The 22,007-nt window shown below is 53.7% G+C and carries 29 protein-coding genes and 1 pseudogene; 26 read left to right on the forward strand and 4 right to left on the reverse strand.

Going from position 1 to position 22,007, the window contains the following annotated elements; translation table 11 throughout:
- Both I2G69_RS12415 and I2G69_RS12420 read left to right on the forward strand, forming a co-directional pair.
- Positions 1 to 771, forward strand: a 771-nt coding sequence (locus I2G69_RS12415) for an ATP-binding protein (protein WP_195560846.1), incomplete at its 5' end; no start/stop codon positions are given.
- Between the two features lie 14 nt (positions 772 to 785).
- Entirely contained in the window at positions 786 to 980 is a 195-nt protein-coding gene (locus I2G69_RS12420) for a transposon-encoded TnpW family protein (RefSeq protein ID WP_002596234.1), read from the forward strand.
- A 64-nt stretch (positions 981 to 1,044) separates the two neighbouring features.
- Here the strand turns inward: I2G69_RS12420 and I2G69_RS12425 are convergent, their stop codons facing one another.
- Positions 1,045 to 1,245, reverse strand: a complete 201-nt coding sequence (locus I2G69_RS12425) for a hypothetical protein (RefSeq protein WP_002596235.1) — start codon at positions 1,243 to 1,245, stop codon at positions 1,045 to 1,047.
- A gap of 225 nt (positions 1,246 to 1,470) precedes the next feature.
- Here I2G69_RS12425 and I2G69_RS12430 point away from each other — a divergent pair, with 225 nt between their 5' ends.
- From I2G69_RS12430 to I2G69_RS12440, 3 genes and pseudogenes are all read left to right on the forward strand, one after another.
- A complete protein-coding gene (locus I2G69_RS12430) occupies positions 1,471 to 3,087 on the forward strand; it encodes a recombinase family protein (protein ID WP_002596236.1) in 1,617 nt (538 codons plus the stop codon).
- Positions 3,088 to 3,174: 87 nt separating this feature from the next.
- Positions 3,175 to 3,267, forward strand: a pseudogene (locus I2G69_RS14335) (Maff2 family mobile element protein); the annotation flags it as partial.
- A gap of 12 nt (positions 3,268 to 3,279) precedes the next feature.
- Positions 3,280 to 4,146, forward strand: coding sequence for a VirB6/TrbL-like conjugal transfer protein, CD1112 family (locus I2G69_RS12440; RefSeq protein ID WP_195560847.1), 867 nt, complete (start codon positions 3,280 to 3,282; stop codon positions 4,144 to 4,146).
- A 197-nt stretch (positions 4,147 to 4,343) separates the two neighbouring features.
- Here I2G69_RS12440 and I2G69_RS14410 read toward each other — a convergent pair whose 3' ends face one another.
- On the reverse strand, positions 4,344 to 4,466 hold the full coding sequence (locus I2G69_RS14410; RefSeq protein ID WP_279323440.1) for a hypothetical protein: 123 nt from the start codon (positions 4,464 to 4,466) through the stop codon (positions 4,344 to 4,346).
- A 365-nt stretch (positions 4,467 to 4,831) separates the two neighbouring features.
- On the opposite strand from I2G69_RS14410, the gene I2G69_RS12445 reads away from it, so the two are divergent.
- The 13 genes from I2G69_RS12445 to I2G69_RS12505 all read left to right on the forward strand — a co-directional run bounded on the left by I2G69_RS12445 (position 4,832) and on the right by I2G69_RS12505 (position 13,858).
- The gene (locus I2G69_RS12445; RefSeq protein WP_195560848.1) at positions 4,832 to 5,083 is read left to right on the forward strand and encodes a hypothetical protein; all 252 of its coding nucleotides are present in this window, start codon (positions 4,832 to 4,834) and stop codon (positions 5,081 to 5,083) included.
- Positions 5,073 to 5,858 carry a DNA-methyltransferase gene (locus I2G69_RS12450; protein WP_195560849.1) on the forward strand — a complete coding sequence of 262 codons (786 nt, stop codon included), beginning with the start codon at positions 5,073 to 5,075 and terminating at the stop codon, positions 5,856 to 5,858. The genes I2G69_RS12445 and I2G69_RS12450 overlap by 11 nt, the downstream gene beginning before the upstream one ends.
- 17 nt (positions 5,859 to 5,875) lie before the next feature.
- A complete protein-coding gene (locus I2G69_RS12455) occupies positions 5,876 to 6,433 on the forward strand; it encodes an MT-A70 family methyltransferase (RefSeq protein ID WP_195560875.1) in 558 nt (185 codons plus the stop codon).
- Between the two features lie 3 nt (positions 6,434 to 6,436).
- Positions 6,437 to 6,811 carry a PrgI family protein gene (locus tag I2G69_RS12460; protein WP_195560850.1) on the forward strand — a complete coding sequence of 125 codons (375 nt, stop codon included), beginning with the start codon at positions 6,437 to 6,439 and terminating at the stop codon, positions 6,809 to 6,811.
- Complete coding sequence (locus tag I2G69_RS12465; protein ID WP_442858897.1) at positions 6,741 to 9,125, forward strand: VirB4-like conjugal transfer ATPase, CD1110 family; 2,385 nt, start codon at positions 6,741 to 6,743, stop codon at positions 9,123 to 9,125. The genes I2G69_RS12460 and I2G69_RS12465 overlap by 71 nt, the downstream gene beginning before the upstream one ends.
- Entirely contained in the window at positions 9,106 to 10,719 is a 1,614-nt protein-coding gene (locus I2G69_RS12470) for a C40 family peptidase (protein WP_195560851.1), read from the forward strand. Before I2G69_RS12465 ends, I2G69_RS12470 begins: the two co-directional genes overlap by 20 nt.
- Positions 10,720 to 10,904: 185 nt before the next feature.
- Entirely contained in the window at positions 10,905 to 11,150 is a 246-nt protein-coding gene (locus tag I2G69_RS12475; RefSeq protein ID WP_195560852.1) for a DUF4315 family protein, read from the forward strand.
- Complete coding sequence (locus tag I2G69_RS12480; RefSeq protein WP_195560853.1) at positions 11,147 to 11,884, forward strand: DUF4366 domain-containing protein; 738 nt, start codon at positions 11,147 to 11,149, stop codon at positions 11,882 to 11,884. Before I2G69_RS12475 ends, I2G69_RS12480 begins: the two co-directional genes overlap by 4 nt.
- A complete protein-coding gene (locus tag I2G69_RS12485) occupies positions 11,881 to 12,057 on the forward strand; it encodes a hypothetical protein (RefSeq protein ID WP_195560854.1) in 177 nt (58 codons plus the stop codon). The genes I2G69_RS12480 and I2G69_RS12485 overlap by 4 nt, the downstream gene beginning before the upstream one ends.
- 4 nt (positions 12,058 to 12,061) lie before the next feature.
- Positions 12,062 to 12,415, forward strand: coding sequence for a cysteine-rich VLP domain-containing protein (locus I2G69_RS12490; protein WP_195560855.1), 354 nt, complete (start codon positions 12,062 to 12,064; stop codon positions 12,413 to 12,415).
- A 134-nt stretch (positions 12,416 to 12,549) separates the two neighbouring features.
- Positions 12,550 to 13,326 (forward strand): hypothetical protein, encoded by a 777-nt coding sequence (locus tag I2G69_RS12495; protein WP_442858898.1) that lies wholly within the window; start codon positions 12,550 to 12,552, stop codon positions 13,324 to 13,326.
- Positions 13,327 to 13,334: 8 nt separating this feature from the next.
- Positions 13,335 to 13,514 (forward strand): DUF4316 domain-containing protein, encoded by a 180-nt coding sequence (locus tag I2G69_RS12500; RefSeq protein WP_195560856.1) that lies wholly within the window; start codon positions 13,335 to 13,337, stop codon positions 13,512 to 13,514.
- Positions 13,511 to 13,858: a plasmid mobilization protein gene (locus I2G69_RS12505; RefSeq protein WP_195560857.1), complete on the forward strand. Its 348-nt coding sequence runs from the start codon at positions 13,511 to 13,513 to the stop codon at positions 13,856 to 13,858. The genes I2G69_RS12500 and I2G69_RS12505 overlap by 4 nt, the downstream gene beginning before the upstream one ends.
- A gap of 139 nt (positions 13,859 to 13,997) precedes the next feature.
- Here the strand turns inward: I2G69_RS12505 and I2G69_RS12510 are convergent, their stop codons facing one another.
- Entirely contained in the window at positions 13,998 to 14,312 is a 315-nt protein-coding gene (locus tag I2G69_RS12510) for a helix-turn-helix domain-containing protein (protein WP_195560858.1), read from the reverse strand.
- Positions 14,313 to 14,462: 150 nt separating this feature from the next.
- Between I2G69_RS12510 and I2G69_RS12515 the strand changes: the two genes are divergently transcribed.
- The 4 genes from I2G69_RS12515 to I2G69_RS12530 all read left to right on the forward strand — a co-directional run bounded on the left by I2G69_RS12515 (position 14,463) and on the right by I2G69_RS12530 (position 17,733).
- Positions 14,463 to 14,924 carry an SLOG family protein gene (locus I2G69_RS12515; protein WP_195560859.1) on the forward strand — a complete coding sequence of 154 codons (462 nt, stop codon included), beginning with the start codon at positions 14,463 to 14,465 and terminating at the stop codon, positions 14,922 to 14,924.
- Between the two features lie 200 nt (positions 14,925 to 15,124).
- Complete coding sequence (locus I2G69_RS12520; RefSeq protein WP_195560860.1) at positions 15,125 to 15,646, forward strand: helix-turn-helix domain-containing protein; 522 nt, start codon at positions 15,125 to 15,127, stop codon at positions 15,644 to 15,646.
- A gap of 294 nt (positions 15,647 to 15,940) precedes the next feature.
- Positions 15,941 to 16,228: a CD1845 family protein gene (locus I2G69_RS12525; RefSeq protein ID WP_195560861.1), complete on the forward strand. Its 288-nt coding sequence runs from the start codon at positions 15,941 to 15,943 to the stop codon at positions 16,226 to 16,228.
- A gap of 140 nt (positions 16,229 to 16,368) precedes the next feature.
- Positions 16,369 to 17,733: a relaxase/mobilization nuclease domain-containing protein gene (locus I2G69_RS12530; protein ID WP_195560877.1), complete on the forward strand. Its 1,365-nt coding sequence runs from the start codon at positions 16,369 to 16,371 to the stop codon at positions 17,731 to 17,733.
- A gap of 186 nt (positions 17,734 to 17,919) precedes the next feature.
- Here I2G69_RS12530 and I2G69_RS12535 read toward each other — a convergent pair whose 3' ends face one another.
- On the reverse strand, positions 17,920 to 18,282 hold the full coding sequence (locus tag I2G69_RS12535; protein WP_442858899.1) for a helix-turn-helix domain-containing protein: 363 nt from the start codon (positions 18,280 to 18,282) through the stop codon (positions 17,920 to 17,922).
- Positions 18,283 to 18,461: 179 nt separating this feature from the next.
- Here I2G69_RS12535 and I2G69_RS12540 point away from each other — a divergent pair, with 179 nt between their 5' ends.
- The 4 genes from I2G69_RS12540 to I2G69_RS12555 all read left to right on the forward strand — a co-directional run bounded on the left by I2G69_RS12540 (position 18,462) and on the right by I2G69_RS12555 (position 21,917).
- Entirely contained in the window at positions 18,462 to 19,127 is a 666-nt protein-coding gene (locus I2G69_RS12540) for a response regulator transcription factor (RefSeq protein ID WP_195560863.1), read from the forward strand.
- Positions 19,124 to 20,254 carry a HAMP domain-containing sensor histidine kinase gene (locus I2G69_RS12545; protein WP_195560864.1) on the forward strand — a complete coding sequence of 377 codons (1,131 nt, stop codon included), beginning with the start codon at positions 19,124 to 19,126 and terminating at the stop codon, positions 20,252 to 20,254. The genes I2G69_RS12540 and I2G69_RS12545 overlap by 4 nt, the downstream gene beginning before the upstream one ends.
- A gap of 135 nt (positions 20,255 to 20,389) precedes the next feature.
- Positions 20,390 to 21,058, forward strand: coding sequence for a hypothetical protein (locus I2G69_RS12550; protein ID WP_195560865.1), 669 nt, complete (start codon positions 20,390 to 20,392; stop codon positions 21,056 to 21,058).
- Between the two features lie 436 nt (positions 21,059 to 21,494).
- Positions 21,495 to 21,917 carry an RNA polymerase sigma factor gene (locus tag I2G69_RS12555; RefSeq protein WP_195560866.1) on the forward strand — a complete coding sequence of 141 codons (423 nt, stop codon included), beginning with the start codon at positions 21,495 to 21,497 and terminating at the stop codon, positions 21,915 to 21,917.
- Positions 21,918 to 22,007 lie beyond the last annotated feature (90 nt).

Raw genomic sequence — 22,007 nt, forward strand, 5'->3', positions numbered from 1 at the left:
GAGGACGGTTTACTGTACTGCGGCAAGTGCCGCAAGCCGAAAGAAGCCTATTTTGCGCCGGATAAGGCCGCTATCTTCGGGCGCGACCGCCACCCGGCAGAGTGCGACTGCCAGAGAACCGCCCGCGAGGAACGGGAAGCCGCCGAAAAGCGGCGCAGACACCTTGACACCGTGGAAGAACTGAAACGCCGGGGCTTTACCGACCCCACCATGCGGGACTGGACTTTCGAGAACGACAACGGCAGGAACCCGCAGACCGGGCTTGCCCGCCGGTATGTGGAGCATTGGGAAGATATGCGGACAGACAATATCGGCTGCCTGTTCTGGGGCGGCGTAGGCACCGGCAAAAGCTACCTTGCAGGCTGTATCGCAAACGCCCTCATGGAGAAAGAAATCCCCGTCCGCATGACGAACTTTGCTCTTATCCTCAATGACCTTGCCGCCAGCTTTGAGGGGCGCAACGAGTACATTTCCCGCCTTTGTCGTTATCCGCTGCTGATCCTTGACGACTTCGGCATGGAACGCGGGACGGAATACGGGCTGGAACAGGTGTTCAATGTGATTGACAGCCGTTACCGCAGCGGCAAGCCGCTGATCGTCACGACCAACCTTACGCTGGACGACCTGCACAACCCGGAGGACACCGCCCATTCCCGGATTTATGACCGCCTGCTTTCCATGTGCGTCCCGGTACGCTTTACCGGCGACAACTTCCGGCAGGAAACCGCCAAGCGGAAAATGGAGAGCATGAAGAAACTGATTACCGACTGAAAGGAGTATTGCCTATGGCAGATAACAAGCAGCACGACACCCGCACCACCCGCCGCCCTGACTGTGTGACGGAAATCCGCATGGGCAATTCCGTCCTTGTCGTGTCCGGCTATTTCAAGAAAGACACCACAACCACAGCCGCCGACAAAATGGCGCGGGTACTGGAAGCGGAAGCCGCTGCTACACAGGAGCCGACTTATCCGGCGTGAACCGGGGCATGGAAAAGCGGCCATGCCAGGGAGCATGACCGCTGGAACGAAAATCGGAAGTGCTTTAGCAATTCTTAATCTCATTCTCTATAAAATAATTTGCAATTTCAAAGGCTTTTATTCTTCTCTTTGCCAATGTGATTTGTGATTTATAACGCTCGGAATTATCCTTTGATTCAAATGTTTTTACTGTTTCTCTTAGCTTGTGCAGAGTTGAATCAATTTGCCTTTTGGCCGCGGTTAATTCATCTATTGTATACTTCATGTTTTCTCCTTTAACTTCTGATTTTTTTGTTAAATCAGAGTATACCACGGAGTTATGAACTTTTCTACTGCAAATATGGGACGACAACCCATACCATAAAAATCGGAAAATTGAAAAGCTGTAAAGAAGCAAATTTAACGCTTTTGCCGCTGTACAGCCCCCGCCGTTCCGTGGTACAATGAAACCACGGAATAGTGGGGCTGGCTGTCGGAAACGGAGGATTTTATGTTAAGACAAGCCACCCAAAACCTCATTACCGCCCTTTATCCGAGATTGTCCCACGAGGATGAATTGCAAGGCGAGAGTAATTCCATATCGAACCAAAAAAGGATACTCGAAACCTACGCAAAACAGAACGGCTTTACCAATCTGCGCTGGTACACCGACGACGGTTTTTCCGGCGCGAACTTCCAGCGGCCCGGATTTCAAGCCATGCTTGCGGACATTGAAGCCGGGAAAGTGGGTACGGTCATCGTCAAGGACATGAGCCGGTTAGGGCGAAACTACTTGCAGGTAGGGTTTTACACGGAAATGCTGTTCCCTCAAAAGGGTGTGCGTTTTATCGCTGTCAACGATAATGTGGACAGTGCCAGCGAGGGCATGGACAACGATTTTACCCCGCTGCGAAATCTGTTCAATGAATGGCTGGTGAGAGATACGAGCAAGAAAATCAAGGCAGTGAAAAAGTCAAAAGGCATGAGCGGCAAGCCTGTTACCAGCAAGCCGGTTTACGGCTATGTGATGGACGAGGACGAGAATTTTATTATAGACGAGGAAGCCGCCCCGGTGGTGCAGCAGATTTACCAGCTTTGCCTTGCCGGGAACGGCCCGACCAAGATTGCCCGTATGCTGACGGAGCAGCAAATCCCCACGCCGGGGACGCTGGAATATCAGCGGACAGGCAGCACCCGCCGTTATCACCCAGGCTATGAGTGCAAATGGGCGACCAACACCGTCGTTCATATCCTCGAAAACCGAGAGTACACCGGATGTCTGGTGAACTTCAAAACGGAAAAGCCTTCTTATAAGGTCAAGCACAGCATAGAGAACCCCGTCGAGAAGCAGGCCATTTTCGAGAACCACCATGAGCCGATCATCGACAAGGAAACATGGGAACGGGTGCAGGAGTTACGCAAACAGCGCAAACGCCCGAACCGCTACGATGAAGTGGGGCTGTTCTCCGGGATTTTGTTCTGCGCCGACTGCGGCCATGTGCTGTATCAGCAGCGGTATCAGAACAAAGACCGCAAACAGGACTGCTACATCTGCGGCAGCTACAAGAAGCGCACCCGCAACTGTACGGCGCACTTTATCCGCACCGATCTGTTGACCGCTGGTGTCCTGGCAAATCTCCGGCAAGTGACCGAATACGCAGCCAAGCATGAGAGCCGGTTTGTGAAACTACTTGTCCAGCAGAACGAGATCGGCGGCAAGCGAAAGACCGCCGCAGCCATCAAGCAGCTTGAACAGGCGCAGGAACGCATTTCTGAAATCAGCCGCATTATCAAGCGGCTGTATGAGGACAATGTAAACGGCAAAATCAGCGATGAGCGTTTCATGGAACTGTCGGCTGACTACGAAGCCGAGCAAGCGGAGCTGAAAAAGAGAGCCGCCGCCCTGCAAGCCGAACTGGACAAGTCACAGGCAGCTACCGTCAACGCCGAGAAATTTATGGGCATTGTCCGCAAGCACCTTGCCTTTGAAGAACTGACCCCCACTCTCTTGCGGGAAATGATCGAGAAAATTGTGGTGCATGAGTGCAGCTATGATGAGAACGGCACCCGCAGGCAGGACATTGAGATTTATTACAGCTTTGTCGGCAAGATTGACTTGCCCGAATAACCGCCCGACCTATCCGACACAATGGCCAAGTGTCGGATAGGAACGGCAAAATTTTTTGCACTTCTATTGCTTCTTTATCACACATAAGCAAAGAGCCAGGGCATGAAGCAGCTCATGGCGGGTGGCGGCATCATCGTGCTGGGCACCACCCTGATCCCCCTGCTGTCTGGCCTGTTTTAAGGGCGATAGCTTATGGGATTTCTCACCGACTGGCTGACAGACTGGTTAAAAGGGCTTCTGATTGAGGGGATCATAGGCAACCTCACGGGGCTTTTTGATACGGTCAATACCCGTGTCGGAGAGATTGCGGTGCAAGTGGGGACGACCCCGGCGGCGTGGAACGCCGGGGTCTTTTCCCTCATACGGCAGCTTTCTGAAACGGTGATACTGCCGATTGCCGGTCTGGTCTTGACCTTTGTTGCCACCTATGAGCTGATCCAGCTCATCATCGAAAAAAACAACCTGCACGATCTGGACTATTGGATTTTCTTCAAGTGGATTTTCAAAACGGCTGCGGCCATCCTCATTCTGTCCAACACATTCAATATCGTCATGGCGGTGTTTGATGTGTCCCAAAGCGTGATTGCCAGCGCAGCCGGGATTGTGCAGGGCTCAACGGACATTTCTTCCTCCATGATCGATACGCTGGAGGCAAGTCTGGAAACCATGAGCCTTGGCGCTCTGTTGGGGCTGTGGCTCCAATCGTTCCTCATTCATGTAACCATGTGGGCGCTGAACATCGTGATTTTCGTCATCGTCTACGGGCGCATGATTGAGATTTACCTGCTCACAAGTCTGGCCCCGCTGCCCGTGGCGACCCTCTCCAACCGGGAGCTGGGCAGCATGGGGCAAAATTATTTGAAGTCCCTGTTTGCCGTGGGATTCCAAGGGATGCTGATCCTTGTGTGCGTCGCCATCTATGCGGTGCTCATTCAAGGGATCGCCACGGGCGGCGACCCCATCGGGGCCATTTGGGGCTGTGTGGGGTACACGGTGCTTTTGTGCTTCTGTTTGTTCAAAACGGGGACGATTGCCCGGAGCATCTTTAGTGCTCATTAAGAAAGCAGGATGGAACGAGTGATATGCTGACCTCAACACAGCGGGATGTAAAATATGCCAAACTGAACGGCACCCACGCCGACCAGCTGGAACAGACACAGACCCATACCAAGCAGCACGAATAGGAGCGATAAAGAAAAGGACGGGCAAGTTACCCGTCCTTTATACTGTTTGATAAATCGGAAGTTATCTCTTATTTAGAAAATAGCATGAAAAACCATAGGAACAATGAGAATCAAAATCGCACCTACTGCACATACAACAATTACCTTTTGAAAACTTTGTTTTTCTTGTTCAGTCATGTCATTATACCATTTCATGAGCGAGTACCTCCATAACTTCCGATTTTTTGCTCTTATTATACTGGAAAACTATGAACAAATCAACCAGAGAAAGAGAGGTATCGACCATGTACTACACCCAAGAATGATAGATCGGGCGACTCAAGCCGATTTTCGCAGGGAGAACCGCCGGAACGCGCCGGACAGGAATACCAATGGAAGCGGCACAACTATTTAACTATCCGCAGATACAAGTAGTACCGGCACAGCCAGAGCACGGGTGGCGATCCCATCGGAGCCATTTGGAGCAGCGTGGGGTACACGGTGCTGCTGTGCTTTTGCCTGTTCAAAACAGGGACGATTGCCCGGAGCATCTTTAGTGCTCATTAAGAAAGGGGTGTTGTATGCCAAGAAGATACGGGCCGGACGGAACGGCCCTGTGGAATGGAAAAGCCCCGGAGGAATTTTCCGAGGCGGATGTGTACCGCTTCATGGCGGAAACGGAGGAGGTGCTGCAAAAGCGGGAGCTGCTGGGCGGCGAGAGCGACGCAAGGTCGATTGCCCAGCGGCTGGCCGAGGGCCGCACACAGGCCGCCCGGGACAACGCCGCCCGCCCCGCCAAGGTAGCGGCGAAGGAGTCCAGGCATGACCGATAACCGGACTTTGGGACAAAATGTCCCAAACATGGCGGAGGGCCTGTACCTCATGGACGGGATCAAGGGGCTGCTGTCCCTGCCCCAGCACTCGGTTGATATGCTGCTCACCGATCCGCCCTACGGCACCACCCGGAATTACTGGGATGTGCCGCTGCCGCTCCCCGAGCTGTGGGAGGCGGTGAAATGGGCGGTCAAGCCCAACGGGGCGGTGCTGTTCTTCGCCCAATGCCCCTATGACAAGGTGCTGGGGGCGTCCAACCTGTCCATGCTCCGCTATGAGTGGGTATGGTACAAGGAACGGGGGACGGGTTTTCTCAACGCCAACCGAGCTCCGTTGAAAAAGTCAGAGAACATTCTGGTGTTCTACCAGAAGTCCCCGGTCTATCATCCGCAATTCACCTATGGGGAGCCATATCACCGGGTATATTCCCGCAGCGGCTCCAGCACTAACTATGGAGCATTTGAGCGTGTTGGTACGAAGTCCAGCGATGGGCGGCGCTATCCGGGAAATGTGCTGTTTGTCCCTACGGTGATGGGCGGCATCCACCCGACACAAAAGCCTGTGGAGCTGTGCGAATACTTCATAAAGACCTACACCGACGAAGGAGCGGTGGTAGCGGATATTTGCGCTGGCTCCGGCACAACGGCGGTGGCGGCCCTCAATACGGGCCGCCGCTTCATCTGTTTTGAAAACGCCCCGGCCATCTACGGCCCCGCCGTCCAGCGCATTGAGCAGGCACGGCTGGCCGTGGAGCGTGGCGGGAAAGGAGTGTAATTATCGGAGCATATTCCATCATCTACGCCGATCCCCCGTGGCGCTACTCCCAAAAGGGCTTGCAGGGGGCGGCGGAGCATCATTACCCCACCATGAGAATTGACGAGCTTTGTGCGCTGCCTGTGGCCGATCTTGCGGCCCCGGACAGCGCACTATTCCTGTGGGCCACCTTTCCCCAGCTCCCGGAGGCCCTGCGGCTGATCCGGGAATGGGGCTTCACCTACAAAAGCGTGGCTTTCGTCTGGCTCAAGAAAAACCGCAAGGCGGATAGCTGGTTTTATGGACTGGGCTTCTGGACACGGGCCAATGCGGAGGTGTGCCTGCTGGCGACACGGGGCCACCCCAAGCGGCAGGCGGCCAACATCCACCAGTTTATCATTTCGCCCATCGAGGCCCACAGCAAAAAGCCGGACGAGGCCCGGGACAAGATTGTGGCCCTCATGGGCGAGCTGCCCCGTGTGGAGCTGTTCGCCCGGCAGACCCCGCCCGGCTGGGATGTGTGGGGCAACGAGGTACAGTCCACGCTCCGGGACTTCGGGACAAATTGTCCCAAGGTGAGCAAGAAAGGAGGCTGACCTATGCCCTATGTGAATGTCCCCAATGACCTGTCCAAAATCAAAACCAAGATTGCCTTTAACCTCACCAAGCGGCAGCTGATCTGCTTCGGGATCGGGGCGGCCATCGGGATTCCCACCTATCTGCTGACCCGTGGGGCCATCGGCAACACCGGGGCGCTGTTCGTCATGCTGGGGATCATGCTCCCGGCCTTTCTCATGGCGATGTACGAAAAGGACGGGCTGCCCTTTGAAAAGGTGCTGCGGAACATGATCAACACCAAGTTCCTGCGTCCCGGCATCCGGCCCTATCGGACGCAAAATATCTATGCTCCATTCACGGGAAAGGAGGAGTCTATTGAACGCAGCCAAAAAGAAGCCAAACGCAAAAAGAAATGAGCGCCGAGCGGTGGTTTCCGCCCAGCAGACCATCCCCTATGTGGCGATGCACCCGGACGGGATCTGTCAGCTCCCCGGCGGGCTCTACACCAAAACCGTGGAATATGAGGACATCAACTACGCCGTGGCGTCCACCGAGGATCAGACCGCCATCTTCGGTGGGTGGAGCTCGTTTCTCAACTACTTCGACAGTTCCTTGCCCTTTCAGCTCTCCTTTGTCAACCGCCGTTCCCGCAGCGCCAACCGCTACAAGGTGAACATCCCGGAACAGGAGGACGAGTTCAACAGCATCCGGCATGAATATGTGGAGATGCTCAAAGGCCAGATCGCCAAGAGCAACAACGGCATTGAGCGCACCAAGTACATCACCTTTGGGCTGCCCGCTGGCAGCGTGGCCGAGGCCCGGCCCCGTCTGGGCCGTGTGGAGGCGGATGTCATGGGCAACCTCAAACGGCTGGGGGTGCAGTCCCAGCCCTTGGATGGCCGTGACCGTCTGGCGGTGCTCCACGGCCAGATGCACCCGGGGAGCCGGGAGCCGTTCCGCTTTTCATGGAAGGACATTCCCCAGCACGGCATGGGGACAAAGGACTATATCGCCCCGGACAGCTTCGACTTCCGGCAATCCCGGACTTTCCGGGTGGGCCAGTCGTGGGGCGCTGCGTCCTACTTGCAGATTTTGGCGTCGGAGCTCTCGGACAAGTTGCTGGCGGAAATCTTGGAGCTGGACGCCGAGCTCACCGTCACGCTCCATATTCAGACGGTGGATCAGCTCAAAGCCATCAAGACCATCAAGGGAAAAATCTCCGACATTGGCCGCATGAAGGCCGAGGAACAGAAAAAGGCGGTGCGGGCCGGGTACGATATGGAGATTTTGCCCCCCGATCTCATTACCTTTTCCAAGGACGCCGCCGAGCTGCTGGCCGATCTCCAATCCCGCAACGAGCGAATGTTCCTGCTGACCTTTACCGTGGTGAACATCGCACCCACCCGGCAGCGGCTGGAAAATGATGTGTTCACCGTGGGCGGCATCGCACAGAAATACAACTGCGCCTTGAATCGGCTGGACTGGCAGCAGGAGCAGGGCTTCGTGTCCTCGCTGGTGCTGGGGTACAACGGTATCGAGATCCAGCGGGGCATGACCACCAGCTCCACGGCTATCTTCATTCCCTTTATGACCCGGGAGCTCCGCATGGGCGGTCAGGCGCTCTACTACGGCATGAACGCCCTTTCCCACAATGTTATCATGGCTGACCGCAAAAAGCTGAAATCAGCCAACGGGATGTACCTCGGCTCCACGGGCTCCGGCAAGAGCTTTGCCGCCAAGCGGGAGCTGATCAATGTGTTCCTTGCTACCAATGACCGGATCATCGTGGTAGATCCGATGGGCGAATACGCCCCGCTGGTGCAGCGGCTGGGCGGGCAGGTCATTGAGATTGCCCCGGACAGCCCCCACCACATTTCGCCTATGGATTTGCAGATGAACGCTAACGACGATGAAAGTCCACTTTCCATGAAGGCGGATTTTTTGTTGTCCCTGTGCGAGCTGATCGTGGGCGGACGGGAGGGCTTGCAGCCCATTGAGAAAACCGTGATTGACCGCTGTGTGCGGCTGGTGTACCGGGAAATGGCGCTGGGTCTGGAAACGGCCAAAACGCCGCTGTTGCAGGATTTGTACGAGGAGCTTTTGAAGCAGCCGGAGCCGGAGGCCCGCCGTGTGGCAACGGCGCTGGAGCTCTACTGCACCGGCTCCCTCAACCTGTTCAACCACCCCACCAATGTCAATCTCAATTCCCGGGTGGTGTGCATCGTCCTCAAAGGGCTGGGCGAAAATCTCCGCAAGATCGCCATGCACACCACTAACGAGTTTGTTACGGCGGCGGTGAACGCCAACCACAAGGCCGGGATCGCTACATGGTGCTACTTTGATGAGTTCCATATCCTGCTGCGGGACGAGCTCACCGCCAGCTACTTTGTAGCTGTTTGGAAGATGCTCCGTAAAAAGGGCTGCGTTCCCAGCGCCCTCACCCAAAATGTGAAAGACCTGCTGGCAAGCCCGGCCATCTCCAACATTCTGGACAACACGGATTTTCTGATCCTGTTGTCCCAGGCCCAAAGTGACCGGGCGATCCTCGCCAAGCAGCTGGGCATTTCCGAGCATCAGCTGTCCTACATTACTCACTCCAATTCCGGCGAGGGGCTGCTGTTCTATGGAAATGTGACCATCCCGTTTGTGGATCGGTTCCCCAAGGGAGAGATTTATAACCTGCTGACCACCCGTCCGGAGGATATGGCCCATGAACGAAAAGACGAATAAGGCCGGGGCCACTTCGGGACAAAATGTCCCGAAGTCCCCCAAGTCCAAGTTTCGGCACAAGAGCCAGCAGGAGCAGACCGCCGCCAGCAAGCTCCGCATGGAAAAGCGGGGTGAAAAGCTGGAGAAGGCCAAGGAGAAGCTGGCGAAACAGAAGCCGCCCAAGCCGCCCGGCCCGGTTCGCCGGGTGGCCGGGACGGTGGGCGGCGGCGTTCACGGGTATGTGCATGGCAAGCTGTTTGAGGTGGAGCAGGAAAATGTGGGCACCGAGGGCGCTCACCGCTCCGAGCTGGTGGGCGAGTCCGCCCTGCGCCACGGCAAGCGGTTTGTGCAAAAGAAAATCCGGGAGCACCCGGCCAAGGCTGTCCGCAAGGCCGAGTCCAGGCACATCAAGGCCAGGTTGGACTATCACTACCGCATGGCCGCCCAGGAGCACCCGGAAATGCGGGGCAACGCCCTGTCCCGGCTGATCCAAAAGCAGAAAATCAAGCGGCAATATGCCAAGCAAGCACGGGAGGCCGCAAAACAAGGAGCCAAGACCGCTGAAAAAACGGCAGTCACCACAGAAAAGCTGGCGGCCCGGGCCGTGGGCTTCGTCAAGCGGCATCCCGTGGGGGCGCTGCTGTTTGTAGCGGTGTTCCTGCTGCTGGTGATGATGCAGTCCTGTATGTCCTCGCTGGCGACGCTGGGCAACGGTACGGCAGGGGCTGTGGGGGCATCCACCTATCCCGCCGAGGACGCTGACCTGCTGGGGGCCGAGGCTGCCTATTCCGGCATGGAGGCCGATCTGCAAAACTATCTGGACACCTACACCAGCACCCACAGCTACGACGAATACCATTTCGACCTCGATGAAATAGAACATGATCCCTATGTGCTGCTGTCCATCATCAGCGCATGGCACGAGGGAGAATGGACGCTGGCCGAGGTGCAGGACACCCTGCAAATGCTCTTTGGCCGCCAGTACACGCTCACGGAAACGGTGGTAACGGAAACCCGGTATGACGCAGAGGGCGATCCCTACACATGGTATATCTGCTATGTCACGCTGGAAAGCGAAAACCTTTCCCACCTGCCTGTCTACATCATGGGCGAGGAACAGCTCTCCCGGTATGCCCTCTACATGGCGACGCTGGGCAACCGTCCCGATCTGTTCCCCGGCTCCGACTATGTGGGCAAGTACACGGGCGATCCCGTGGAGCATGAAGTCCCCGAGGAATATCTGACGGACGAAACCTTTTCCGCCCTGCTCACCGAGGCGGAGAAGTACATCGGCTATCCGTATGTCTGGGGCGGCTCCAGCCCGTCCACTTCCTTTGACTGCTCCGGCTACCTCTCATGGGTGCTCAATCAATGCGGCTGGGATGTGGGGCGGCTGGGGGCCCAGGGCCTATACAACTACTGTACCCCCACCAGCTCACCCCAGCCGGGCGATCTGGTGTTTTTTGTTGGCACCTACGATACGCCGGGGGTAAGCCATTGTGGGCTGTATGTGGGGGATGGCTGGATGCTCCATTGCGGAGATCCCATCAGTTACGCCAACCTCAACAGCAGCTATTGGCAATCTCATTTCTACGCCTACGGGCGTTTAACGTAATGTCTGTATGCCAAAGCAAATGCTTTGGCATGGCGTGTCCAGGACACGCCGCCGCATGGGGGAGACCCCATGCGGGCATACATTGTGGCAATGTTTTGATTTCATTCCCGATGAAATGATGCGGCGTTGCCGCATCGGTCAACCGCATAGCGGTTGACAAAAACATTACCGTAAAGGAGGCTTTCATGGCAATTTCCAAAAGCGCAAAGATCGAGGCCGAGATTGAAAAGGTCAAGGCCAAAATCACCGAACAGCAGACCCGGCTGAAGGAGCTGGAACAGAAAAAGGTGGAGGCGGAAAACAGCGAGATCGTGGACATCGTGCGGGGTATGAGCATCCCACTTGCCGAACTGCCCGTGGTGCTCCAGCAGATCCGGGCCGGGGCCACCTTGGGACAAAATGTCCCGAAGTCCGAGGAGGTGTCTGAATGAAAAAACTGCGTGTTTTGATGGTAACGCTGTGCGTTGCCGTGTTCCTGTGTGGCTTCTCCGTTACGGCCTACGCCGGGGGCGGCCCCGAATGGGAGGGCCTTGACCCTGCGGAGGAAACCGCCACCCCCGAGCCCACCATTGAGCCGGGAGAGGGCTTCACCGAGGAGGGTAGCCTTGTGACCCGGGATCTGCTCTACGACGAGCACACCAACAAGCAGTTTATCACCGTCCAGACCAGCGGCGGCAGCACCTTTTACATCGTCATTGACTACGACAAGCCCACCGACGAGGACGCTGAACAATATGAAACCTACTTTTTCAGCGTGGTGGACGAGGCCGATCTGCTGGCCGCTCTGGAGGCGTCCGGGACGGAACTGCCCGAGTGTACCTGTGTGGAAAAGTGCGTGGCGGGGGCAATCAATATGGATTGCCCGGTCTGCTCCACTAATATGACCGAGTGCGTGGGGGTGGAACCCGAGCCCGAACCCGTGGAGGAGCCGGAGCCTACCCCCGAGCCGGAGCCCGAACAGGCGGGTGGAAACACCGGGACGATCCTGCTCATTCTGGCGGTGGCGCTGGTGGGCGGCGGAGCCGGGTGGTATTTCAAGGTCTACCGTCCCAAGCAGCAGCGGGACGCTGAAACTGAGGAGGACTACGAGGACGAACTGGAAACCTACGACGATACCCCGCCGTGGGACGAGGAGGACGAGGACGAAACGGAGGGCGACAAATGAAATTCACCAACAGTCCCTATGAAACGATGATGCAGCAGGTTCCCCGGTATGAGCGGCCCGAGCCTGTCAAGGCCCCGGAGGGCTCCCGCTGCCACGGCTGCCCCTACTGGCGGGGGATCGGGTGCGTGGCCTGCTACCGGGAGCTGCTGAAAGGCACTGGCGGCGGGAGGTGAAGCGGTGGCCCGAGAGCTGACCCGTGAGGAAAAGACGGCTATCCGCAAGCTGGTGACAAGGCTGTGCGCCAACTATGACCGGGATATGGGCTGCCTTCCGCTGGACTGCCCCTGCTATATGCTGGAAAAGTGCTGGACGGGGGCGCTGTGCCGCTACTTCCGGGAGGCGGTGCTGCCCAATGATCCCGTGCTGGAGGCATCCCTTGCTGCGGAAGGCCCCGCTCCGGAAACACGGCCCTGCCCGATATGCGGCAGGGCTTTTCTCCCCGATGGCCGAACACGGTATTGCTCCCCCGGCTGCGCCAAGGCTGCAAGGCTCAAAAAGCAGCGGGGCTATATGCGGAAATACCGGGGATGATGCGTTAGCATTTGGCCCCGGAAAACCCGCTTGTCACAAGGCTTTTCGGGGGCGGTTCGGGAGGGGGCAATACCTTTTCCCGTCCGCCCCGGTTTTGCGGAAATAGTGCTAACATTTCGGAAAGGAGGATGCCCGTGGAGATCAATGCGGATTATGTGATCCGCCGCACCATCCTGTTTGACAACAAATGCGGCTTTGTGCTGGGGGAAAACCCAAAGGCCCCAAACCCCTATGTGACATGGCAATTCAACGAGCAGGACGGACACCGGGACTACTTTTGGGGCCACTACCACAACGAGCCGGATATGGCCGAGCGTGACCTGCATAACCGGGCCGAGGACTATCAGCGGCGCTATTATGTGCAGGAAGTGGAGCAGGCCCCGGACAAGGAAACCTACAAATACTACTCCACCCAGCGGCCTATCGACATCGGCACCTACCCCAAGAGTTACTTCAACCGCCCGATCCACATGGATGTTTACTTTACCCGCCAGCAGGTGCCGGGCGAGGCGTTCCAGGCGTGGGGGGCGATCACTTATGCCCAACCCTTGACGGATCGGGAAATGCGGGACTATGAGCTGCGGCCCGCCCGTGAAAATCTGGACATCCGGCGGCAGATGGACGCCCAAGCTCAGGTGGTGGGCAAATGGGAGGATGCCCACCATGTCCCGGAGCAAAGGCGGCTGACATGGTTTTACCCCGACTTCGGCAGCTATGTGGCGAAAGAGTATGTCACCCCGGAGCAGCTTGCCGCCCGTGCTCATGGGGTGGAGCGCCAAGTAGCGGCCAAGGCCCACAAGGAGGGCAAACAGCCGATTGCCCAGCAGATGAAAACCGCCCAAAAACAGGCTGAGGAGCACCGGGGCCAGACCGTCCCCAAGAAGTCCGCTCCCCACCGTGACGAGAGATAGGAGGTACTATGCACAAACAGGATAACCCGCTGAAAACCGTGGAGCTGTCCACCGAGCAGAATTACAACATGATCGACGGCCTGCTGAACAACGCTCCGGCCCTGCCGCCCCAGCCCCCGGAAAAGGAGCTGGACAAGGTGAAGGAGCCGCCCAACAAGCACAGGAGCCGGGAGCGTGAGGAGCGGTGACAAAGAAACGCCGCCGCTGTGTCCATCTTCATGTCATGGTGACGCCGGAGGAGCAGGCGCTGATCGGGGAACGCATGGCCGAGGCGGGCATTTCCAACATGGGGGCCTATATACGGAAAATGGCCTTGAATGGCTATGTGCTCCATGTTGACCTCTCGGACATCCGGGAGCTGGTGTCCCTCCAGCGGCGGTGCGCCAACAACCTCAACCAAGTGGCGATCCATGTGAACACCTACGGCGGCATTTACCCCGACGAGATCAAGACCCTGCAACGGGACTACGCTGACCTTTGGGGGCCGCTGTCCGATCTGCTGAAAAAGCTGTCGGCGGTGGTGGAGCTCTGACCTGTCGGGGAGTGGCCTTGTGCTGCTCCCCGGCTTTTTTCTTTGGGACAAATTGTCCCGAAGTAACCAAAAGAATAGGGACAAGGCGAAGATCCGCTGATCTCTGTCTTGTCCCTGTTCTCTTGCATCGCACATGAGGTTATTTGTTGCCTACCATTTCTTTTACAATCGCTGCTAAATGCTCCAATGAAGCAGCATCCAGCTTCTTCATATCCTCTACCAGATCGGCAATCTGGGCAGGATAGGCGTTGCCATCATCAAAAAACTGCTGCGGTGTAATACCAAAGTATTCGCAGATATAGAACAGACCTTGCAAAGATGGCAGGGCTTTCTTGTTCTCGATCTGATTGACATAGCTGTTGTTCTGGCCCAGCGACAGCGACATATCACGGGCCGAAACATTCTTTTGCATCCGCAACTGTGCGATACGGTTTTGAGTAAATTCCTCGTACACGGGAACAACCCTCCCTTCTCGCATTATTCTATATCGTACACCCCTCTTAAATACGATATTCTGTCCTGTGTATTCCCTGACATACGATATTAAATCCTTTATCTTTTGAATATACACAGGCTCAAATATTGCGAAAAGGAGAGGACTATAATGGACAAAAAGACTTGCTGCGTTACGGGGCATCGGGATATTCCGGCTGAACGAATTGCCTATGTAGAGCAAGAGCTCCGGCGGGAAGTGCGGGCGGCGATTGAGGATGGATATACCCGTTTTATTTCTGGCTTTGCAGAGGGAACTGACCTCATGTTTGCGGCCATTGTAGCCGAGGAAATGGAACACCATCCCGAGCTGTTTTTGGAGGCAGCTATTCCCTATGCGGGCCGCATAAAAACGAAAAATCAACAATTCCATGAGCTGCTGCGGGCCTGCAACGGGGTCAAGATCGTATGCAAGGAATATGAGCACTCATGCTTCATGCAGCGAAACCGTTATATGGCTGGGGAGTCCCAGCGGGTGATCGCTGTTTATGATGGGCGAGATCGTGGCGGGACGCTTTTCACCATGCGCTATGCTCATACGCTGGGGAAGGAAGTCCGGATGATACGGGTATAAACTTCGGGACATTTTGTCCTAAAGTTTTGCACGCTTCAAAGCTGGTTGTCGAATAGACGATGAAAAAATTATAGACCTGTTTTTTAAGCATGACCAATAGTGCATACGGAACCAAATGTTAATTTGCGTTGCTTTTGGTTGCTTGTGGCTGCGGGATATTTTGAGTATAATAAAAATAACTTAGAGAGGAGCTGAACTATATGTTTGGAGATAATTTGAAAAAAGCACGAAAAGAAAAGGGGCTTTCCCAAGAGGCTCTCGCAGAGAAATTAAATGTTGTGCGCCAGACTATCTCGAAATGGGAAAAGGGACTATCAATTCCAGATGGAGATATGCTTATAAAATTATCGCAAGTTTTAGAAGTGTCTGTGGAAACTTTACTTGGAAGCAAAGTCCCGTTGGAAAATACAAACGCCGTTAATCAAGCAATACAATTTCAAATAATAAATAGCCTTTTAGAAAATTCTCAACGAGGGGGTGCTAAAATGTCTGGAATAATGATGATGGGCGTATTCATCTCGCTGATAGGCGTATTTTTCTCTGTTGTTCTAATGACGCTGGCTACACTAAATGATGTTACATTAAATGGAACGGTAGGGATTATTGGCTTGCTCAAAGGCTATGGTGCTATGGACTTCTTTACTGTTTCTATTGCCCTTATTATTCTGGGTATTGCACTCTTTGGAATAGGAACATATATCAAGTTCAAAAGCAAAAAATAATACACAGTTATTACCGAGCCAGACACACAACCACAAAAAGTTTAATAGCCTTTTTGGAGAGGAACGCTATTTTTGCATAGAAAATGGCAGCTCTTTTCTTTTGCCCATGAGCAGAAAGGAGCCCCCATGACGAAACCGAGGGAGAAATCCCGTAAGGAATTGACCGATAACAATAAACTTCTGGACATTTTGTCCCAAAGTCATATCAGCTCGACATCCTTGTGCCCCTATTTTTACGGAGTTATAATTATCATAGGAGGACAAACCAAGCAGATTTTACAGGAGGTAGCTGATATGATCGTTCTCAAAATCCTTGCCGCCCCCTTTGTGGTGGCGCTGACCCTGCTCGTTGCCATCGTGTCGTTTCTCTATTGCGTGGCTTCGGCCCTGTGTCATATAGGCTGCGTAGTACTGACCCTGCTGGCCCTTGTCCTGTTCATCGGCGGCCAGACGCTGGGCGGCGTGGTGTTCCTTGTACTGGCGTTTCTCGTTTCGCCCTTTGGCATCCCGGCCATCGCTGACTGGCTTATGGACAGGCTCTACTCGCTGAAATACTCCTTGCAGGATTTCATCACAGGCTGATACTTCGGGACAACTTGTCCCAAAGTTTGAGCGGCGGCTGGCAACAGCCGCCGTTTGTCGTATCGAAAGGAGGGCTGCCTACGGCCACAACCTATTTCAAAAAGCACAAGATCAGCAAGGGTGAAACCGTTGCCCAATCCTTGAAAGAGCGGTTTGACTATGGGCAAAACCCGGACAAGACGCAGGGCGGCGAATTGATTTCCTCCTACGAGTGCGACTACATGACCGCCGATGCGGAGTTCCTGCTCTCCAAGGCCAAGTACAAGGCCGCCACGGGCCGGGAACAGCGGCGGGATGCCGATGTACTGTGCTATCAGATCCGCCAGTCATTCAAGCCGGGCGAGATCACCCCGGAGGAGGCAAACCGGGTGGGCTACGAAACGGCGATGCGCTGGACAAAGGGCAAGTATGCCTTTTTCGTCGCCACCCACACAGACCGCCAGCACATTCATAACCACATCTACTATAACTCCACTTCGCTGGATTGCTCCCACAAGTTCCGGGATTTTATCGGCTCGGCCCGGGCGGTGCGGCGGCTCTCTGACCGGGTGTGTCTGGAAAATGACCTGTCCGTGATCACCAACCCCAAGCTCCATAGCAAGGGCCGTTTTCTCCATTACGGAGCGTGGCTCGGGACGGAGCGCCAGCCCTCCTACAAGGAACGGCTGCGGGCGGCCATCTGTGCTGTCCTTGCCAAAAGCCCGGACAGCTTTGATACCTTTCTTCGGCTCATGGAGGAGTCCGGCTATGCAGTCAAGCGGGGGCGTGGCGGTGCGATCTCGTTCCTTGTGCCGGGGCAGCAGCGGGCCACCCGGCTCCGCTCATCTACCCTCGGGGAAGGCTTTGATCCCGGGGACATCCGGGATGTAATTGCGGGCAAGCGCCCCTTGCCGAAGTTGGACGCTCCGGCCCCCGCTGCGCCCAGGCGTGTCGATCTGATCGTGGATATACAGGAGCGGCTCCGCTCCGGGAAAGGCCCGGCCTATGAGCGGTGGGCCAAGGTGTATAACCTCAAACAGATGGCCGCTGCGCTGCAATTCATGCAGGAGCATCAGATCAGCGAATACGGCCAGCTCACCACCGAGGCCGAGGCTGCGTCAGCCCGTTTCCATGCGTTGACGGAGCAGCTCCGACAGACCGAGGCTGACCTTGCCTATACTTCCGAGCTCATGGGGGCCGTGGTGCAATACGCCAAGACCCGGCCCGTATTTGACGAGTACAAGGCGGCCAAGTATAGCAAGAGATTTCTGGCCCAGCACGAGGCGGAGCTGGCGGACTACCGGGCAGCCAAGGCCGCTTTGAACGATCTGCTGGACGGGGCCAAACTGCCCAAGATGGCGCAATTAAAAGAAAAGCGCCGCAAGCTGGCGGCGGAGAAAAAGGCCCTGTACGCCAAGTACCGGGCCGCCCAACAGGAAATGCGGCAGGCCGTGGCGGTCAAGACCAATATTGACTATCTGCTGGGCGTGACGGACGGACGCAAGAATAAGGAACAGGAGCGGTAGCGACGGTGACGCAGACAATTTACTTTGGGACATTTTGTCCCGAAGTGCCGGGTTTGGGGAGGCTCCCCAACAAGCGTTTTTGCGGCCCTCTCGGGCCGCAAAAATAGCAAGTGTGGCCACACTTGCCCTGCTTGCCGTTAGTGCGCTGCCCCAAAACAGGGCAAAAAACGGAGGTGCGTGTTTCTCTTACGCATCCTCCGTTTCCCGGGCCTTTTGTAGTCCCTCTGCGGTGTATTTCATTACGGTTAGCTCTTTTTCGTCCATTGTGTTGAGCATGACATCTATCTGTTTCCGGCAGGTGCTCTCTCCGTTGAGCTTGTCCGGGAAAAAGAATTGATCCACGGAAATCTCCAGCAGGGTGACAAGCTGATAGAAAGTATCAAAGCTGGGGTATTGTCCCCGGTTCTCGATATACATGATGGAGCGTGGGGTACGGTTCACAAGCTGGGCAAGGTATTCCTGCGTCCAGCCTTTTTCCTCCCGCTTGCGCTTGATCTCACGGCCCAGAGCGTGGAAATCAAGGTGTTTGTCGTATTGGTACATTCTCATATCACCCTATATTATTCTACATTTCGGGTTTTGACATGAGAACGAAATGAAATTTTATATGTAGTAGTATTTTGTTTCGCCACACAACATTGATTGACGCAGATAACGGAGATATAATATTTGCGTAATTTCATATACACTCCACAAGTCAGGAGTAGACTGCACAAGGAGGTGTTTTCATGGCAACAATAATGATTGTGGAAGATGATAGACAAACAAATGATGCGGTTTCTGAATATCTAAAATCGTTTGGGCACCGAATACTCTCGGCCTATGACGGTGATGAAGCATTACAACTTTTTGAGCGCAGTAAAATCGATCTGCTTATTCTGGATATTATGCTCCCTAAAAAGACGGGACTTGCTGTGTTGCATACGATTAGACAAAAAAGCTCTGTGCCAATCCTCATGCTCACCGCAATCGGTGATGAATATACTCAAGTTACAAGTTTCGATGAACAGGCTGATGACTACATTACAAAACCTTTTTCAATGGTTCTTCTTGGGCGGCGAGTTACTGCCCTCTTACGGCGGAGCGGGCAAACGGTTTCACCCGATATTATGACTTTTGGGAATGTAACAGTTGATTTTTCTGGATACACAGCTAAAGGCCCCGAGGGGAAAATTGACATTACCCCAAAAGAAATTGATTTGCTAAAGCTCCTGGTTGAACACAAAGGTTTAGTGCTCACCCGATCTCAAATGCTGGATAGTCTATGGGGGGACGATTACCCTATTATTGATCGTACCATTGATACATACATTAAGAACTTACGCAAAAAACTTCGCCTTAATTGTATTGTTACGGTGAAAGGGATCGGGTATAAATTTGAGGTAGAAACATGAAAAAGTTAAAGCTCTTTCCCAAAATATTTATTTATACCTTGGCGCTATTATTGCTCATAACAATGCTTGCCAGCGGAACGATTTATCTTCTCGCCCCGATGATGGGAGAAAATTCAGTCCTATCAGAGGGAACTTATGTCGATGGGATGTCATCAGCAATTACGACTGCCGCCATTCCGAGAAATACAGAAATAGCCCACACAATATTGCGCTCATTACCCTATACCGTAGTAATTTGTATTGTAGTTTCACTTTTATGTGCCTACTTTTTCTCAAAAGCAATAACAAATCCCATCAAGGGTATTTTAGATGCAACTAATCACATGGCTGTTTTGGATCGCAAAGCAGCGTGCAAGACTGCAACCAATGACGAGATTGGAATATTAGCCAATCAAATCAACCAACTATATCAAAATTTATTGAGCACGATTGAACATCTGCAAGAGGAAAAAGATAAGGTTAGTGAAGCTGAAAAGCAAAAAATCGACTTCCTACGTTCGGCATCCCATGAGTTAAAAACTCCGGTTACAGCATTGAATGCCATGTTGGAAAATATGATCTTAAAAGTTGGTAAATACAGCGATTATGAAGAATATCTGCCATTGTGCAAAGAACGAACGGAACAACTCAGTAAAATGATTTCAGAGGTATTGGACGCATCCAAACTTGGCACAACGGCAGCGGAGGAACCACAAGCATTAGCCGTAGACTGCTATTTATCAGAGTTGTGTAAACAATATCGCTTGATTGCTCAGTCAAATGGAATTTCCTTTCAAGAGGATTTCCCTGAAACCTTTACAATTACCTTGCCCCCAAAAACATTTGCAAGAGCATTTTCCAATATTCTCTCCAATGCTGTTGCTTACACTTTGCCTGGACATTCTATTTTTGTTTACACTGATGGTCGTAAGCTGATAGTCGAAAATGAATGTGAGCCAATCTCGGCAGAGCATCTAAAACATATATTTGAACCATTTTATCGCCCCGACTATGCCCGCAACCAGAATGATGGCGGTAACGGCCTTGGGCTATACATAGTGGCCTCCATTTTAGATTCTCTGAAACTTACTTACTCATTAGAACCCATGCAAAAACCATTGGGAATGCGCTTTACCATCACTTTTTGATGATTCCGAGATTTCCCCCTTGCTATGCAGAAATAAAAAGATACTCCATATTGGTTTCATATACGCTCCATGCACGGATGGTAGATTATCGTTGCACAGTAGGGTATGTGTAATAATCACTATGGAGGTCATATTATGAAAAAAACGTTTATAGCCATCTCACTCGCCTTGTTTAGCTGCTTGATCTTGGCCGCGTGTGCCGCAAACGCCACTTCCACACAAGAGATACCGAGTAATTCGGGAAAGAACCAACCTGTTTCAACGAACATCAGCCAAGATACATTAGACGTGGTAGCCGATGAAAACTGCTTGCCAGGAGGCCCATCCGATACCCAACTGGAGTATTGGGAGATCGATGAATTTGAAGATTGGATGGAGCAACAGCGTGACCAAATTCAAAAGCTGGCGGATAATAAGGACAAATCCTTCTATTACAAAGATGATAACGGCAGCTATGTGTGTCGCGAATGGACACAGGAAGATGTAGATAGTCTGTATGAAGGCTGGCAGGAGCAGCTTGCGCTTATGAAAGAGGGGTATCACTTTACTAAATCCATGGAATTGTCCAACGGCGGTATCATTTCTGGCGCATTTGACCCTGAAACATGGAACGCTGAACCAGCGTCTGCCCCCGGATCGACAATCATTACTTTACCTGACGGTTCAACAGTTGATTTGGGCCATTTTGATACCGCAGACGCTGCTACAAAAGCTGTGCAGGAATACTTGGAGCAGCAAGTTTTATCGGGGAATATATCACAGGAAGAAGTGGACGATTTGCTCAACAATGGTTCCGTCGAATAATAAGTTTCTCACTTGGGCCGGTTCTCTCAGCGAGAACCGGCCATTTCATATACGCTCCATATTGGCTTTATCTTGCTTACACTTTGCAGCGGTAGGTTTGATTTGAGATCAAATCTGCCGCCATATTAACAAACGGCATGGCGGTATATCGGAGGTATCGCCATGCAATTTTCAATTTTCTCTCCTCCTAACTTGCGAAAAAAAGCCCGTTCGCCCAATGGGAGCAGTCCGGTGGCGGATGCGAAATATGGCAGTACATCAGTGAAAATGTAGTTTTATGCGCTTGTGTGTCGTTATGGCACACGGGCGCATTTTGTTTTATCTACTTTGGGACAACTTGTCCCGAAGTAGGCAAAGGTGGCTCGGGGTGTCGCTCCCCGCCGCCCTCCGTTCAGATCGCCATTCACCCCCAACCATCTGAACGGAGGAATTACAAATGACGACCATCAATCTGAAAGACTTTTATCCGTGGTACACCCACGACGAATACATAGAGGTTTCTGAGGAAGTGGCTGACGAGCTCCGGGCAAGCAGACTGTATGAGGCCGCCTATCAGCGGCGGATCGTCCGCAACAAGGCACAGTATTCCCTCGACTGTGAGGACGGGATCGAATACTCCGCCTGCGTTTCCGAACCCACCCCGCAGGAGCTGCTGGAACGCATGGAGCTGTTCTGCCATTTGTGTGCTGCGCTCAATTCTTTGCCCGAAACGCAGGGCCGCCGGGTGGATGCCTGTGTGATCCTCGGCAATAGCTATCGGGAGGTGGCTGAGGCCGAAGGTGTCAATGAAAGCTCGGTGCGGGAGTCCGTGAAGCTCGGTTTGGAGAGCATGAAAAGATATTTGAAAAAAGTTTTGTAAGTTGCCCCCGCATTGGGATGTTTTTTGTCCTTGGTATATGAGAGGAGTTACATCCGATCAACAACTGAATAGCGGCGGCCCCGAGCCATA

Origin of the sequence: Anaeromassilibacillus sp. D41t1_190614_C2, assembly GCF_015558525.1 — a bacterium.
GTDB lineage: Bacteria > Bacillota > Clostridia > Oscillospirales > Acutalibacteraceae > Anaeromassilibacillus > Anaeromassilibacillus stercoravium.

Coding starts and splice junctions, on each gene's coding strand:
- I2G69_RS12420 (WP_002596234.1), top strand. CDS start 786: ATGGCAGATAACAAGCAGCACGACACCCGCACCACCCGCCGCCCTGAC.
- I2G69_RS12425 (WP_002596235.1), bottom strand. CDS start 1,245: ATGAAGTATACAATAGATGAATTAACCGCGGCCAAAAGGCAAATTGAT.
- I2G69_RS12430 (WP_002596236.1), top strand. CDS start 1,471: ATGTTAAGACAAGCCACCCAAAACCTCATTACCGCCCTTTATCCGAGA.
- I2G69_RS12440 (WP_195560847.1), top strand. CDS start 3,280: ATGGGATTTCTCACCGACTGGCTGACAGACTGGTTAAAAGGGCTTCTG.
- I2G69_RS14410 (WP_279323440.1), bottom strand. CDS start 4,466: ATGAAATGGTATAATGACATGACTGAACAAGAAAAACAAAGTTTTCAA.
- I2G69_RS12445 (WP_195560848.1), top strand. CDS start 4,832: ATGCCAAGAAGATACGGGCCGGACGGAACGGCCCTGTGGAATGGAAAA.
- I2G69_RS12450 (WP_195560849.1), top strand. CDS start 5,073: ATGACCGATAACCGGACTTTGGGACAAAATGTCCCAAACATGGCGGAG.
- I2G69_RS12460 (WP_195560850.1), top strand. CDS start 6,437: ATGCCCTATGTGAATGTCCCCAATGACCTGTCCAAAATCAAAACCAAG.
- I2G69_RS12465 (WP_442858897.1), top strand. CDS start 6,741: ATGCTCCATTCACGGGAAAGGAGGAGTCTATTGAACGCAGCCAAAAAG.
- I2G69_RS12470 (WP_195560851.1), top strand. CDS start 9,106: ATGAACGAAAAGACGAATAAGGCCGGGGCCACTTCGGGACAAAATGTC.
- I2G69_RS12475 (WP_195560852.1), top strand. CDS start 10,905: ATGGCAATTTCCAAAAGCGCAAAGATCGAGGCCGAGATTGAAAAGGTC.
- I2G69_RS12480 (WP_195560853.1), top strand. CDS start 11,147: ATGAAAAAACTGCGTGTTTTGATGGTAACGCTGTGCGTTGCCGTGTTC.
- I2G69_RS12485 (WP_195560854.1), top strand. CDS start 11,881: ATGAAATTCACCAACAGTCCCTATGAAACGATGATGCAGCAGGTTCCC.
- I2G69_RS12500 (WP_195560856.1), top strand. CDS start 13,335: ATGCACAAACAGGATAACCCGCTGAAAACCGTGGAGCTGTCCACCGAG.
- I2G69_RS12515 (WP_195560859.1), top strand. CDS start 14,463: ATGGACAAAAAGACTTGCTGCGTTACGGGGCATCGGGATATTCCGGCT.
- I2G69_RS12520 (WP_195560860.1), top strand. CDS start 15,125: ATGTTTGGAGATAATTTGAAAAAAGCACGAAAAGAAAAGGGGCTTTCC.
- I2G69_RS12525 (WP_195560861.1), top strand. CDS start 15,941: ATGATCGTTCTCAAAATCCTTGCCGCCCCCTTTGTGGTGGCGCTGACC.
- I2G69_RS12535 (WP_442858899.1), bottom strand. CDS start 18,282: ATGAGAATGTACCAATACGACAAACACCTTGATTTCCACGCTCTGGGC.
- I2G69_RS12540 (WP_195560863.1), top strand. CDS start 18,462: ATGGCAACAATAATGATTGTGGAAGATGATAGACAAACAAATGATGCG.
- I2G69_RS12545 (WP_195560864.1), top strand. CDS start 19,124: ATGAAAAAGTTAAAGCTCTTTCCCAAAATATTTATTTATACCTTGGCG.
- I2G69_RS12550 (WP_195560865.1), top strand. CDS start 20,390: ATGAAAAAAACGTTTATAGCCATCTCACTCGCCTTGTTTAGCTGCTTG.
- I2G69_RS12555 (WP_195560866.1), top strand. CDS start 21,495: ATGACGACCATCAATCTGAAAGACTTTTATCCGTGGTACACCCACGAC.